This is a genomic window from Shinella lacus (genome assembly GCF_010994755.1).
Classification (GTDB): Bacteria; Pseudomonadota; Alphaproteobacteria; order Rhizobiales; family Rhizobiaceae; genus Shinella; species Shinella lacus.
Genome location: NZ_WHSB02000008.1, coordinates 237747 through 250559, shown reverse-complemented (window position 1 = coordinate 250559; position 12813 = coordinate 237747). Strand labels below are relative to the sequence as shown.

Here is a 12813-nt window from a genome sequence, read left to right as displayed (position 1 = left end):
CCCCTGCCCTTAAAGCTGCGCGGTCCAGTCGAAATCCTGGACGTAAAGACCGATCGGATTGAGACGGATGATCGCCTCGTCCTGTGGTGCGGTCAGTGCCACCGTTGCGATCCCGCGAAACCGGCGCGTGCCGGTTTCCTTGCCCTTGCGGTCCCGCTCATATTCGGTCCAGTCGACCTGATACGTCTGGTTGGACAGCGCCACGATGTTGTTGACTTCGATCGCAACCGTCGCGGTCTTCGCCTTTTCGAACGGCGAATTGCCCCGAAACCAGGCGTTGATCTTCTGCGTCGACGGATCGGGCGTACGCAACAGCGCGTAGGTGCGATCGATATACTGCTTTTGCACCACCGCATCCGGCGTGATCGATCGGAAGTTGGTGATGAAATTGCCCAGCGTGGCGCGCACTACGCGTGGATCGGCGTATTCAATCTGCTGCGGGAAGCCGGCCGACACGGACGTGCCGAGCTTGTCCACTTCGACGATGTAGGGAACGAGCTTGACCTGGCTGCTGAGATAGAGCGCGTAGGTGAAGCCGATGACCGCCATAGAAAGACCGATGACGCCGACGATCCTCCAGGCGCGGGCGGCCTGGACGTAGGAGCCGTAACGCTCCGTCCATTCCTGCCTTGCGGCGAGGTACGGGTTTTCCGGGCCGCGATCTGCTGCCATGGGGTAATGCCTTTCTGCTTATGCCTTGTCGTTGCGTTCGGGAGGCGGTTTCGGGCCGCTGGAGCCGCTCCGGCTTTCATCGAGCTTGGCGTTGGCAAGGCCCATGATCGAACCGGCATAGGCGCCGGGAGAGCCAATCGCCTTCTCCTTGGCGGCTGAGCCAGCAGCCTTTCCGGCCGATCCGATCCCGGTGCCCATGCCGCGCAGGGCCGCGCCGGCCGCCGACGAGCCGGCCGCGCGCGCGGCTTGAGCAGCGGCAAAACCAGCGCCCGCGGCACCTGCGGCGAGGAAGGCGCCACCTGCTGCAAACGATGCCGCCTGGCCGCCGTGGCGGATCGCTTCCATGCCGCCGGACACCGAGGCGCCTTGCACGACACCCTGAATAATGTTCGGCACATACATGGCGATGATGAAGACGACGACGGAGATCCCGGCGATGGCAAGGGTGGTGATGAACTGGTCGGTGTCGGCCGTCGGCGCTTGCGCAAGTCCGAGTAGCACCTCCGAACCGATCTTGGCGATCATCACCAGAGCCATCAGCTTCATGCCGACGCCAAAGGCGTAGATCAGATAGCGGACGGCAAAGTCCTTGGTGAAGGACGAGCCGCCAAGCCCGAGCATGATCATGCCGGCAAGCAGGCCGACATACATCTCGACCATGACAGCCACGAAGATCGCGGCGACCAGCGAAAAGCAGATGACGACCACACCCATTGCCAGGACAGCGGCAATCGCCAGCGCATTGTCCTCGAACACGCCGAACTTGGCCTGCTGCGACATCTGCGATGCGACACGGATGCCGGCATCGAAGACTTCGGCCGGTGACGCGGACCCTCCACCAGCGCCGATCTGATAAAGGCTGTCGACGACCGCGCGCGCAAAGGTCGGCCCCTGCGTCAGCACGAAGGCGAAGAAGCCGATGAACATGATCCGCCGCACGAGCTCGGCAAACCAGCTGTCCAGCGAGGCTGCCTGGATCGCCAGCCACACCGCGGCAATACCGACCTCGATCGCCGCCAGGATCCAGAACAGGGATCGGGCCGCATCCATGATCGTGGTTTCCCAGCCCTTTGCCGCTGTGGATACCTGGTTTTCCAGCTCAGTCAGGACTTGGCCTTGCTGCGCAAATGCCGGGCTCGTAAGGATGACGCACAGTATCCCGGCAAGGAGAAAGGCGCGCTCGAAATCGTGTTTCACCATCGCGGCCGCATCTCCTGCCCTTTCTCGATCGGCGGGAGCTCCTTGTTCGAGGATCCGAAGAACCGCTCTCTCGTCTGTCGCTGTTCTTCACTCATTTGCGGTGCGCCCGCTGGCTTCGAATTGATCAACACGAACGACGTTGCCGCCGCAGTGGCAGCAACAATCAGGACTGCGATGACAATGATGACAGAGCGGCTCACCAGCGCGGCTCCATCTTCTGGCCGCTCGGCACGGATTTGACATCGGCATTGAAGAACTTTTCCCGCCGCGCCTGCGCCAAATCCTTGTCGGTCTGTTCGGTCTGCAGCCAGGTGCCCATCATCGTCATTTGCTGGGAGACGAGGCCGCGAAGCTTTTGCATCTGCGCGACCTGTTGTGCCGCGATCTCGTGGCCAACCTGCAACGCCTTCATCTGGCCATCCGACGATTCAGACATCGACCGCAGCGAGCTCATCGTCTCCTCCTCGCTGTCAAACTGATTGGCGGTCAGGCTTGCCGCCTTCAACGTGCTGCCGATCGTATCGCGGTTGGTGTCCGACCATTTCTGATAGGTCGAGGAGAAGCTGTCGGCGTCAGGCAGATTGGTCTTGAGATCGCCATAGCTCTTGAAGCGCTGCTTCAGGACGTCGTCGGCATTGCCCATGGAAAAGGCGATGCTCTGTCCCTGGTCGACGATGCTGCGCAGCTTGTTCAGATCGCCTTCGACCTGCCCCCAGATGTGATTGGGAAGCTGGGCCGTGTTCTGCAGCATGTTCTCGTAGATCTTCAGCTGGTTCTGGATCTGCTCTGCCAGCTGGCTGATCTGGGTGATCTGGTTATCGACCTGCAGGCCGGAGCTTTTGAGGAGGTCGATTAGCTGGGCATTGTTGGCAAGCTGTGTCCATTCCGTCGCCGCCCCGGTCGCGGAGCCGGCGTGGACTGGGGTGAGGGATGTCATGGACATTACTGCTGCGGCTAAACCTGCCAGCCATCTATTCGAAGTGAATGAGCGATGCGGCATCGTGAACTCCTCTCGTTTCAAGCCAGTGGATCGGCCAGTCGCGGCCGTGTTCGGATTTCAGCGCCCGGATGCGCTTCAAATCATCCTTGCCCGAGGCACCGACGAAACTCAGCGCCACCGGGCCAAGCGACATGTCGAAGAGCCGCCTGCCCTCTGGCGTCGCGACGTAGTATTCCCGCTTGGGGATGGCACTTGAGACGATCTCGATCTGCCGTTCATTGAAGCCGATGCGTTCATAGAATTCGCGGGTGCCCGGCTCGCGTGCCGCACCGTTCGGCAGGCAAATCTTGGTCGGGCAGGATTCTTTCAGGACATCGATGATGCCCGACCGTTCCGCATCGGAAATCGACTGCGTCGCCAGAACCACGGCGCAGTTGGCCTTGCGCAGAACTTTCAGCCACTCGCGGATCTTGTTGCGGAAAACCGGATGCCCGAGCATCAGCCAAGCCTCGTCGAGGACGATCAGGCTTGGGTTACCATCGAGGCGCTTTTCGATACGGCGAAAGAGATAGGTGAGAACAGGCACGAGATTGCGCTCACCCATGTTCATCAGCTGCTCGATCTCGAAGCACTGGAAGGCGCCGAGCGTCAGCCCATCCTCTTCCGCGTCCAGCAGCTGACCCATGGGGCCATCGACGGTGTAATGATGGAGGGCATCCTTGATTTCGCGCATCTGCACACCTGACACGAAATCCGAAAGCGAGCGCCCTGGCGCATCGCGCATCAATCCGACTTGCCGGGAGATGGCATTGCGATGATCGGGGGCGATCGTCACGCCCTGCAGGGCAACCAGCATCTCGATCCATTCGGTGGCCCACGCCCGATCGCCATCTGTGGCGAGATCGGCGAGCGGGCAAAAAGCCAGAGCTTGCTCCTCCGTTTCGTGGTCGCCGCCGATCTCGTAGTGGTCGCCGCCGCAGGCAAGCGTTAGCGGCAGCAGAGAATTACCCTTGTCGAAGGCAAAGACCTGCGCACCTTCATAGCGACGGAACTGTGCGGCGATCAGTGCCAGCAACGTCGACTTTCCGGACCCCGTCGGCCCGAAAATCAAAGTATGTCCGACGTCGTCGACATGCAGGTTGAGCCGGAACGGCGTCGAGCCGCTCGCGACCTGCATCAGCGGCGGTGCATTGGGAGGATAGAACGGGCATGGCGCCGTCGGCGAACCCGACCAGACCGAGTTGAGCGGAATGAGATCGGCGAGATTGCTGGTGTTGATCAACGGTTCGCGGATGTTGCAGTACCAATTCCCTGGCAGGGATCCGAGATAAGCATCGGTCGCGTTCAACGTTTCGATCCGTGCTCCAAAACCTTCCGCCTGCACCAGCCGGCGGATCGCCTCCGCCTTTTCCTGCAGGGCCTCCCGGTCATCGTCGAAGAGGACGACGACGGGGGTGTAATAGCCATAGGCAACCAGCTGCGATGAGGCCTGCGCAATCGCATCCTCGGTTTCGGCGACCATGGTCATGGCGTCCTGGTCGACAGACCGGCTCTGGGTCTGAAACAGCTGGTCGAAGAATGGCCGTACCTTCTGCTGCCATTTCTTGCGCGTGCGCTCGAGCTTCTGACGCGCTTCCTCCGCGTCCAGGAAGATGAAGCGCGATGACCAACGATAGGTGAGCGGCATCAGGTCGAGGCTGTTCAGGATCCCGGGCCAGCTCTCGGCCGGCAGGCCGTCGATGGCGACGACGCCGAGAAACCGGTTCTCGATCTTCGGCGTCAGCCCGTGCTGGAGTTCGGCCGTTGCGACCCAGTCCAAATACATCGGCGCGTCAGGCAACCGAACCGGGTGATTTTCGCCGGAGATGCAGAAGCGGACGAACTGCAAGAGTTCATCATAACGTGCGATCCTCTCCCCTTCCCGCTCCGCCGCCTCGCGCGTTTCCATGCGTCGGATCGAGACCGTGTTGGCGAGATACTGTTCGATCTCCCGGACGGCGTTCTTGAAGATGAACAGCACCGTGTCGGCATAGGTTTTCTTGCGGCTCTCCTCGTCTGAATAGATGTATTTGCTGAGCGCCGTCCGCTTCGATTCCAGCGGTCGGTAGGTCAGCACCAGCGCATGCTTGCTCTCGAAATGCCCCTGCTCCCGCTCGAAATGCGCCCGCCGCTCTACATCGATCGCCTTGCTTACCGGATCTGGAAAGAAGCACTGGTCTGTCGAGGGATAGTCTACCGTCGGAACGCGGATCGCCTCGACCTGGATCATCCAGCCACTGCCGAGCCGCGACAGGATCGCGTTGATCTGGCGCGAAAGCTCGTTGCGCTCTAAATCCGTGGCACTTTCAGAATCGGGTCCGGCAAAATACCAGCCAGCCATCAGGCTGCCGTCCTTCAACAGCAGCACGCCATTGTCGACCAGGCCGGCATAGGGGACGAGATCCGCAAAGGATGGGCCGGTCGCCCGGAAGCGTTTGAGTGCAGCCATGGTCGTTCCTCAATACCGACGCCACGGTGACGTGGTCGGCATGTAGTGGGGCCGATAGGAGATGTGACGGACATAGACCTGCCGCATCAGCGGATCCGATTTGGCCATCAACCGCAAGAGCCCGACGATGACGATCCAGACGGCCACACCGAACAGCGCCGAATAGATGGTGAGAACGACGAAGATCAGGATCACGGCCGCAAGGCCGGTGATCAGCACCAATTCGCGGTCGGCGCCCATCAACAGGTTCGGCCGCGACAAAGCGCGATGGACGCGATGGCGGTGAAGCCCGGAGACAGCGTCAGACACGAGCCCCCTCCCCTCTTCCGCCGAAATCTGGATTTGCGTGCCCGATCTGGGCGCCAACCGACGCGCCGGTTGCGCCAAACAATCCGACGATTGTCGTCGCGCCAAGCAGGATGCCGGCGACCAGCACCACATACATCAGCCGCCGCGCGAAATCGTTGAGCTCTCCGCCGAAGATCAGCATGCCACCGGCGATCGCCACAGCCGCAAGCGCGATGTAGCCAGCGACCGGGCCAGTGATCGATTCCTGGATCTGCTGCAGCGGGCCTTCCCATGGCAGACCACCGCCGCCCGAGCTTGCCAGCGATGGCGCGACGGAGAAGAGCAGGATTGGGGCTGCCAGAAACGCGGCAGCTATGATGGGTGACTTACGCGACATGGCGCGCCTCCTGTTCTTCGGTCGGCTGATCGGACTGGATTTCGTATTGGCCGTTGAGGAAGCGATCGACGTGGATGACGTCGCGCACACGCCGCCCCCGTGGCGTCCGCTCGATCGAGACGATCAGGTCGACCGCCTCGCCAATCACCTCATGCATGGATTGGTGGCTGGCTTCCGCCGTCAGCTGCTCTAGGCGTCGCAGTGCAGAGGTCGCCGTGTTGGAGTGGATTGTTGCGACGCCACCGGGATGGCCAGTGTTCCAGGCCTTCAGGAGGGTGAGTGCCGCACCGTCGCGCACCTCGCCGACGACGATCCGGTCTGGCCGCAGGCGCATCGTGCTTTTCAGGAGGCGGCCCATGTCGACGGCATCGCTTGTGTGTAGGAGGACAGCATTTTCGGCGGTGCATTGGATTTCAGCGGTGTCCTCGAGGATCACCAGACGGTCTTCTGGGGCGCTTTTGACGATCTCGTTGATCACTGCATTCGCGAGCGTCGTTTTGCCGGATCCCGTCCCGCCGGAGATGATGATGTTGAGCCGGGAGGCGATGGCACTGCGGATCGTGCCGGCTTGTGCTGCAGTCATCACCCCGCCCGTGACGTAGTCATCGAGTGGGATCATGCGCGAGGCGCGGCGCCGGATGGTGAAGGCCGGCCTTGCAACGATCGGCGGCAGCAAGCCTTCGAAACGATGGCCGCCAATCGGCAATTCGCCAGAAATAATCGGCTGATCGGTGTCGACCTCCGACTGCAGGGCGTGGGCGACCGTCCCGATCACCATTTCCGCAGCGGCAGACGACATCTCACCTGCAGCTGCCACGCCATGGCCAAGCCGCTCGATGAACAGCTTACCATCAGGATTGAGCATGATCTCGACGACCGTGTTGTCGTCGAGTGCGACGCAGAGCTGATCGCCGAGTGCGTCCTGAAGTTTGCGAACCAGTCTTGGATGGGACCTGAGTTGGGTCACGAAGGCCTCCCTACGCGGCTTGAGTGATGGGCGCGGAGATGAGCGAGCGATAGCTCGTCGGCCGCAGCCTTGAGAAAACCTCAGGATCCGCGGGCAGGGTCCCAGCAACTGCGGTCGTCACGCCGATTCGTTTCGGCGAACCGAGCCGTTGCAACGGCCAGCCGACGCGGCCGAGAATTCGCTCAAAACGCACATCCGTAACCGTGACGATCTCGTCGTACCCGTGCGCCATGCACCATTCGACAATGCCCGCAAACATCGTCAGCGTGGCTTCGTGAACTGATCCGCTACCCCTGCCCTCTTCGATCGTTGTGTCGACGCAAAAGCGTGAACTCTCGATCATTCCGGCGTGAGCATTGAGGCGCCCGTCATTTAGCAGCGACGGGAAGACGTCGCGAACCATGGTGGGGCCCAGCGCTGGTAGAAGCCGGGCGCAGCCGACGACGTTGCCATCGTGGCTTACGGCGAGAATGTAAGTCGGTTGAAGATTGTCGAACCCGTCGGCCTCTATGCCGTCTTCAACATTCACCTCCCAACCCAGGCGACCGTCGAATACCTCAGCGCGGAGCCTGTGCTGGCTTTCAAGCAACCTTACTTGGGCGAGATTGTGAGGGTGTGAGATTGCCAAAACCTGCATGTGTTTCTCCGTCGATTTGTGTCGGCGGGGAACTCAGCACAGATGGGAATCGAGCGGCAGTTGTAGAATCCTACAAATCGATTCTGGGGTGAGTCGCGCTGCTGAACGGAGAATTAGGAGGCGATTTGGGGATTCGCACAGTTTTGCTTTGTAGGATTAACCCTAGAACAGAAGTGAACGGTCTGACACCGCTGCTACGCTAAGTAGCGGACTTTGCTAACGAAAGAGGGGAACGAAGGGCAAATGCTCGATCTGGGCCGCGCATCTGTTAAGAGTTTGTTAACTTTAAATTTCTTGTCGGTGAGATAGAATCGGACGATAGTTGCGCAAATAATGGCATTGTGGTCATTTTTTCGAAAATGACGCCGCACAGGAAATAGTTTGCAAAATGAGCCAGCTGCCCAACAGATTTGACGTTGAGATCGCCCAGCAAGGGGCAAAGATCTCGAGCGCGCTACACATGCTGCGCAGCCAGCAGTATCCACCGGACGCACGCAAGGGACTGCGCAAGTTCCAGCTCGGCGAGGTTGCCGAATTCATGGGCGTGACCCAAAGCCATCTCCGGCAAATCCATTCCGAAGGAAAAGGTCCCGAGATCGAATCGGTCAGCGGCAGGCGCTATTATACGGCTGATCAGATGTTGGAGCTGCGGGAGTATCTCGAAACCAATAAAAAATCTGACAAGCGCTATTACGTCCCGCACCGTCGCGAAGACGAAGCAATGCAGGTTGTTTCAGTCGTGAACTTCAAAGGCGGAAGCGGAAAGACAACGACAGCAGCGCATCTGGCGCAGTATCTCGCCCTCACCGGGCACCGTGTTTTGGCGATCGATCTCGATCCCCAGGCGTCACTGACGTCACTCTTTGGGATCCAGCCCGAACTCGACGATACTGCGTCCCTCTATGAGGCGCTTCGTTTCGATGAAGAGCGCAAGCCAATTTCAGAAGTCATTCAGTCGACCAACATTCCTGGACTGGATGTCGTCCCGGCAAACCTCGTACTGCAGGAGTTCGAGTACGACGTACCGCTATCTATTTCGTCGCGCAAGGGTGACGAGGGACGGTTGTTTCATATGCGTATCGTCAATGCACTTAAGGAAGTGGATGATAGATACGATGTGATTGTCATCGACTGCCCGCCGCAGCTCGGCTATCTCACGATAACCGCATTGATGGCTTCCACCGGGATTCTGATAACGATCCATCCGCAAATGCTGGATATCATGTCGATGAGCCAGTTCCTGCAGATGCTGGGCGGCATTATGACGCCGGTTGCAGAGGCTGGTGCTGAAATCCGCGTTGAATGGTTCCGTTACCTAGTTACGCGGTTTGAACCTACAGACATCCCACAAGCGCAGATGGTTGGGTTCATGCAGTCGATGTTTGCCCAGCAGATGCTGAAGAATCATGTTTTAAAATCGACGGCTATCTCCGATGCGTCGATAAAAAAACAGACCTTGTATGAGGTTGAACGGGGAGATTTCGTTCGATCCACCTACGATCGAGCGATGGAGAGTCTGAATGCCGCAAACGGCGAAATCGTGGACCTGATACACAATGCATGGAGGCGGAAATGACATTCTTGTCAGCCGTTTTTTTTCCTGTTTTCGCAAGCGCTAGCAACGCCTTAACGCGGTTGAGCCCGAATGTGGAGGTCGGTCGTGGCGCGTGAGAATCCATTCGCGAAGCTCGACATCGCATCGATCTCGACTGACAAATCATCAGTCAAACCGGGCTACGCGATGACAGGTGCCGCCAAGACGGTTGTTCGATCGATCGAGGACCTGGCCGAGAACACCAAGAAGCTTATGGAGGGCGAGGCAATCGTCGACCTCGATCCACTTTTGCTCGATGTATCGTTCGTTGAAGATCGACTATCGGACGATGGCGAAGAATACGAGGAGCTGAGGCAAGCGATCAAGGAAACTGGCCAGACAACGCCCATTCTGGTTCGGCCGAGTTCGTCAGACAGCAAACGCTTCATGGTCGTCTTTGGCCACCGCCGACTCAAGGTAGCCAAGGATCTTGGAATTCCAGTCAAAGCGGTCGTCAAGAAGTTGGATGACATCACGTCAGCGATCGCCCAGGGGCAGGAAAACTCTGCTCGTTCAAATTTGTCTTTCATCGAACGTGCCTACTTCGCCCGGAACCTACTGGCATCCGGAATGACGAAGGATGTCGTTCGTTCGTCGCTCGCGATAGATGAAGCGATGTTGTCCAAGATGCTTGGTGTCATCGAGGTGGTCCCTGCCCCAGTTATCAAAATGCTCGGCGCGTCAAAAAAGATCGGCCGAGATAAGTGGCTGAGCCTTCGTCAATTGCTTCTCGCTCCCGCTATGCAAAAGGTTGCCACGGAGCAAGTGGGAACTACAGAGTTTGTGGCCCTGGCTGAAGACAGGCGCTTCGATGAACTGCACGAATACCTGAAACGCTATAAGGTCAAATCGGCGGCGAAAACGCCAAAGGCCAGTTCGTCCGCAAAGGGATGGACGTCGAACGACAGTTCATTGAGTTTCGTGATGGCGGCAAAGCCGAAGAAGGTTGAAATCGAGCTCTCAAATGCCGAGGCGAGACCCTTCAGCGAATGGCTGTCTACCCATATGGACCGACTGTACGAAGAGTACAGTCGATCGAAACAGGAAAACAACGGAGATTAAACCGCAAAAGAAAAAGGCCCCCAAGCGGTAAACCGTGGAAGCCTCTCTCGTCATCTCTAGCAGGATCGAGAATCGCATTTCCCGGAATCACAGTCAAGAGTCTTGGCGCCGATTTGGTGAGCGTATTTCCTTTGCCTGAAGAAAGGTGAGAGAAAAATGCAGACGGGATATGTAACAACGCCCTTCGGGAGGCGGCCGGCGAAGCTTGCCTTGGTGAAAGGGCAATTGGCAGTCGCGGCATCGACGCCAGGCACGCGTGTAGACAAATGGAAAGTGTTTCGTGATGTCTGCGAAACCAGGGAGCACTTTGGCCTACAAGACAGAGCGTTGGCTGTCCTCGACGCGCTTTTGACATTCTACCCTGATCAACTGCTTGACGCAGAGAGTGGTCTTATTGTGTTTCCATCGAATGCGCAGCTATCCGTCCGCGCTCACGGGATCACGGAGAGTACATTGCGGCGGCAACTGGCAGCGCTCACCGATGCTGGTCTTATCCAGCGCCGCGATAGCCCAAATGGGAAGCGTTACGCACATCGCGGCCGAGATGGTGAAATCGAACAGGCTTACGGCTTCGATTTAAGCCCGCTGCTTGCCCGTTCCGCTGAACTTGCCCTTTTGGCTCAGGACGTGGCCGCGGAGCGCACACGCTTTCGCCGCGCAAAAGAAGCACTCACAATTTGCCGTCGGGACGTCAGAAAGCTGATTACAGCTGCGGTCGAGGAAGGCGCCGCAGGGAATTGGGGGCATGTCGAAATGCTTTATTCAGAAATTCTCGTACGGCATCCTCGTTATCCCAACAGAAATCAGGTCGAGGCAACACTCGATGAGATGGGCCTCCTACGTGCGGAGGTACTTAACATTCTGGAGATGCAGCCAAATACCGAGAATATGATTGGCAATGCCATTCCGAATGACCGTCACATACAGAATTCAAAAACCGAATCTATAAATGAATTTGAACCGAGCTCCGAAAAAAAGCGGGGCAGAAATGTCGACGAAAAACCGCATGCAAAAAGTGCTGACTCCGCAGAGAGGAAGACAAAAGTTGATCAGGGCAAGGCGTTCCCGCTGGGATTGGTTCTTCGAGCCTGCCCGCAGGTTGCTGATTATGGGCCCGGAGGCCGTGTTACCCACTGGCGAGAGCTCATGACCGCAGCCGTGGTGGTGCGCTCGATGCTGGGTGTCAGTCCGTCTGCGTATGAGGAAGCCTGCATTGCAATGGGGCCAGAGAATGCCGCTGTGGCGATGGCCTGCATCCTCGAGCGATCGAACCTCATAAATTCCGCCGGGGGCTATCTGCGGGATTTGACGAAGCGCTGGCAACGAGGTGAATTTTCGCTCGGGCCAATGTTGATGTCCCTCCTGAAGGCCAATGGCGAGAGTGCCAGGCATGCGAGCTGAAACGGAGGCACTTGGGCCGACCATACCAAACGGGACCTTGTCAGCCGTTTTTTTTAGGTGTTTTCGCTTCAAGAACAGAGCGTTATGAAGTTTGAACCTTGCCGGTACGGCGAGCAAGCCGAGATAGCCGATGATCTCGATCCTATTTCGATGATTTACTGACCAGTGCGGTTGCTGCGGTCCGAGCGCTGGGATTTTGATTATTGTCCTGCCTCCAATCGAATAGGAGAATTGCCAAGTGACCATCGTCATGGCACAAAAAAAGGACGACCAAATCTTGCTGCTGGCCGATACCAAAATCGGCAATGCAGGAGAGACCGGTCCAAACGTCATTCCCGGCCGATTGAAACTGGTTATTCTTGACAACACGCTGACAATCGGTTTTGCCGGCAATGCTGACTCAGCGGGAACCACAGTTCGGAGGGCTAGCGAAGCACTTCGAGCCTCGGGCGAACAAGCGGCTATCGATCTCGTTCGAGCCGCATCTTCCGATGGCCAGACGGACTACATCATCGCGGCTCATAAGCCGCATGCGCTTCTCCTGTTGTTGCGTCGAGGGGGAATGCTCGAAGTCCCCGATATTTGCGCGATCGGCCACGACTCACCGTTCGCTGAGTTGATGGGCAAGGCGAGGACTGACACCGAATCGTTGTTTAAGAGCGACCTCCGGTTTCGCTTTTTCGATTGCCTACTCACAAACAAGGACCTCGGAAACACCGTAGGTGGTTTTCCGGTGGCAGTCGGAGCAAGTCAGGGAAAGCATCGCTACCTCGCTCATTCTGGATTTTACACCTTTAAGTTCCCGACCCTCAAGTGGGGTGAGGAAACACATCAAGACGTCGAGCAGGTCTACACCGGCGATGGTCACTTGACGTTGGGAGTAATGCCACCACCCGTTTCGGGCGTGCCTGTTTTTGGTGCGTATTCGCTCCAAGGACGGATCGGCTATGTTTACTCCCCTCTAGAAGCTCCGGAAGCATTCCGTGTTCCGCTCTGGCCAAACGGTCAACCCTGGGAGGGGCATGAGCAGGAGATGTTTGCTAAGCTAAGACAAGAGCTCGAGAAACACATCGATGCAGTGCATGCAAAGTGAGCTGACAAAGGAGTAGCTTTCAAGAATGGGAACAGTCAGGTGCGGATTTTGATGGCAATTCACACCATAGCGTA

Annotated in this window: 13 protein-coding genes; 4 read left to right on the top strand and 9 right to left on the bottom strand. The window is 58.1% G+C overall.

Going from position 1 to position 12813, the window contains the following annotated elements; translation table 11 throughout:
* Positions 1-9: 9 nt before the first annotated feature.
* The 9 genes from GB927_RS21740 to traI are packed head-to-tail and all read right to left on the bottom strand — an operon-like array spanning position 10 to position 7589.
* The gene (locus GB927_RS21740) at positions 10-672 is read right to left on the bottom strand and encodes a conjugal transfer protein TrbF (RefSeq protein WP_256119302.1); all 663 of its coding nucleotides are present in this window, start codon (positions 670-672) and stop codon (positions 10-12) included.
* Positions 673-690: 18 nt separating this feature from the next.
* A complete protein-coding gene (trbL, locus tag GB927_RS21735; RefSeq protein ID WP_256119301.1) occupies positions 691-1872 on the bottom strand; it encodes a P-type conjugative transfer protein TrbL in 1182 nt (393 codons plus the stop codon).
* Positions 1866-2072: an entry exclusion protein TrbK gene (gene trbK, locus GB927_RS21730; RefSeq protein WP_256119300.1), complete on the bottom strand. Its 207-nt coding sequence runs from the start codon at positions 2070-2072 to the stop codon at positions 1866-1868. The genes trbL and trbK overlap by 7 nt, the downstream gene beginning before the upstream one ends.
* Complete coding sequence (trbJ, locus tag GB927_RS21725) at positions 2069-2872, bottom strand: P-type conjugative transfer protein TrbJ (protein WP_256119365.1); 804 nt, start codon at positions 2870-2872, stop codon at positions 2069-2071. The genes trbK and trbJ overlap by 4 nt, the downstream gene beginning before the upstream one ends.
* Positions 2844-5300, bottom strand: coding sequence for a conjugal transfer protein TrbE (locus GB927_RS21720; RefSeq protein WP_256119299.1), 2457 nt, complete (start codon positions 5298-5300; stop codon positions 2844-2846). The genes trbJ and GB927_RS21720 overlap by 29 nt, the downstream gene beginning before the upstream one ends.
* A 9-nt stretch (positions 5301-5309) precedes the next feature.
* The gene (locus GB927_RS21715) at positions 5310-5609 is read right to left on the bottom strand and encodes a conjugal transfer protein TrbD (protein WP_256119298.1); all 300 of its coding nucleotides are present in this window, start codon (positions 5607-5609) and stop codon (positions 5310-5312) included.
* Positions 5602-5985, bottom strand: coding sequence for a TrbC/VirB2 family protein (locus tag GB927_RS21710; RefSeq protein ID WP_256119297.1), 384 nt, complete (start codon positions 5983-5985; stop codon positions 5602-5604). Before GB927_RS21710 ends, GB927_RS21715 begins: the two co-directional genes overlap by 8 nt.
* Positions 5975-6952 carry a P-type conjugative transfer ATPase TrbB gene (trbB, locus tag GB927_RS21705; protein ID WP_256119296.1) on the bottom strand — a complete coding sequence of 326 codons (978 nt, stop codon included), beginning with the start codon at positions 6950-6952 and terminating at the stop codon, positions 5975-5977. Before trbB ends, GB927_RS21710 begins: the two co-directional genes overlap by 11 nt.
* 10 nt (positions 6953-6962) lie before the next feature.
* Positions 6963-7589, bottom strand: a complete 627-nt coding sequence (traI, locus tag GB927_RS21700; RefSeq protein ID WP_256119295.1) for an acyl-homoserine-lactone synthase — start codon at positions 7587-7589, stop codon at positions 6963-6965.
* 388 nt (positions 7590-7977) lie between these two features.
* Here traI and repA point away from each other — a divergent pair, with 388 nt between their 5' ends.
* From repA to GB927_RS21680, 4 genes are all read left to right on the top strand, one after another.
* Entirely contained in the window at positions 7978-9165 is a 1188-nt protein-coding gene (repA, locus tag GB927_RS21695) for a plasmid partitioning protein RepA (protein WP_256119294.1), read from the top strand.
* Positions 9166-9249: 84 nt separating this feature from the next.
* Positions 9250-10245, top strand: a complete 996-nt coding sequence (gene repB / locus GB927_RS21690) for a plasmid partitioning protein RepB (protein ID WP_256119293.1) — start codon at positions 9250-9252, stop codon at positions 10243-10245.
* A 156-nt stretch (positions 10246-10401) separates the two neighbouring features.
* Positions 10402-11646 carry a plasmid replication protein RepC gene (gene repC / locus GB927_RS21685; RefSeq protein WP_256119292.1) on the top strand — a complete coding sequence of 415 codons (1245 nt, stop codon included), beginning with the start codon at positions 10402-10404 and terminating at the stop codon, positions 11644-11646.
* A 238-nt stretch (positions 11647-11884) separates the two neighbouring features.
* A complete protein-coding gene (locus GB927_RS21680) occupies positions 11885-12739 on the top strand; it encodes a hypothetical protein (protein WP_256119291.1) in 855 nt (284 codons plus the stop codon).
* Positions 12740-12813: the final 74 nt, after the last annotated feature.

What these genes read in the sequence shown, in the direction of transcription:
- traI (WP_256119295.1), bottom strand. Translation starts at nt 7,589, where the DNA reads ATGCAGGTTTTGGCAATCTCACACCCTCACAATCTCGCCCAAGTAAGG.
- GB927_RS21710 (WP_256119297.1), bottom strand. Translation starts at nt 5,985, where the DNA reads ATGTCGCGTAAGTCACCCATCATAGCTGCCGCGTTTCTGGCAGCCCCA.
- GB927_RS21740 (WP_256119302.1), bottom strand. Translation starts at nt 672, where the DNA reads ATGGCAGCAGATCGCGGCCCGGAAAACCCGTACCTCGCCGCAAGGCAG.
- GB927_RS21720 (WP_256119299.1), bottom strand. Translation starts at nt 5,300, where the DNA reads ATGGCTGCACTCAAACGCTTCCGGGCGACCGGCCCATCCTTTGCGGAT.
- repA (WP_256119294.1), top strand. Translation starts at nt 7,978, where the DNA reads ATGAGCCAGCTGCCCAACAGATTTGACGTTGAGATCGCCCAGCAAGGG.
- trbJ (WP_256119365.1), bottom strand. Translation starts at nt 2,872, where the DNA reads ATGCCGCATCGCTCATTCACTTCGAATAGATGGCTGGCAGGTTTAGCC.
- repC (WP_256119292.1), top strand. Translation starts at nt 10,402, where the DNA reads ATGCAGACGGGATATGTAACAACGCCCTTCGGGAGGCGGCCGGCGAAG.
- trbL (WP_256119301.1), bottom strand. Translation starts at nt 1,872, where the DNA reads ATGGTGAAACACGATTTCGAGCGCGCCTTTCTCCTTGCCGGGATACTG.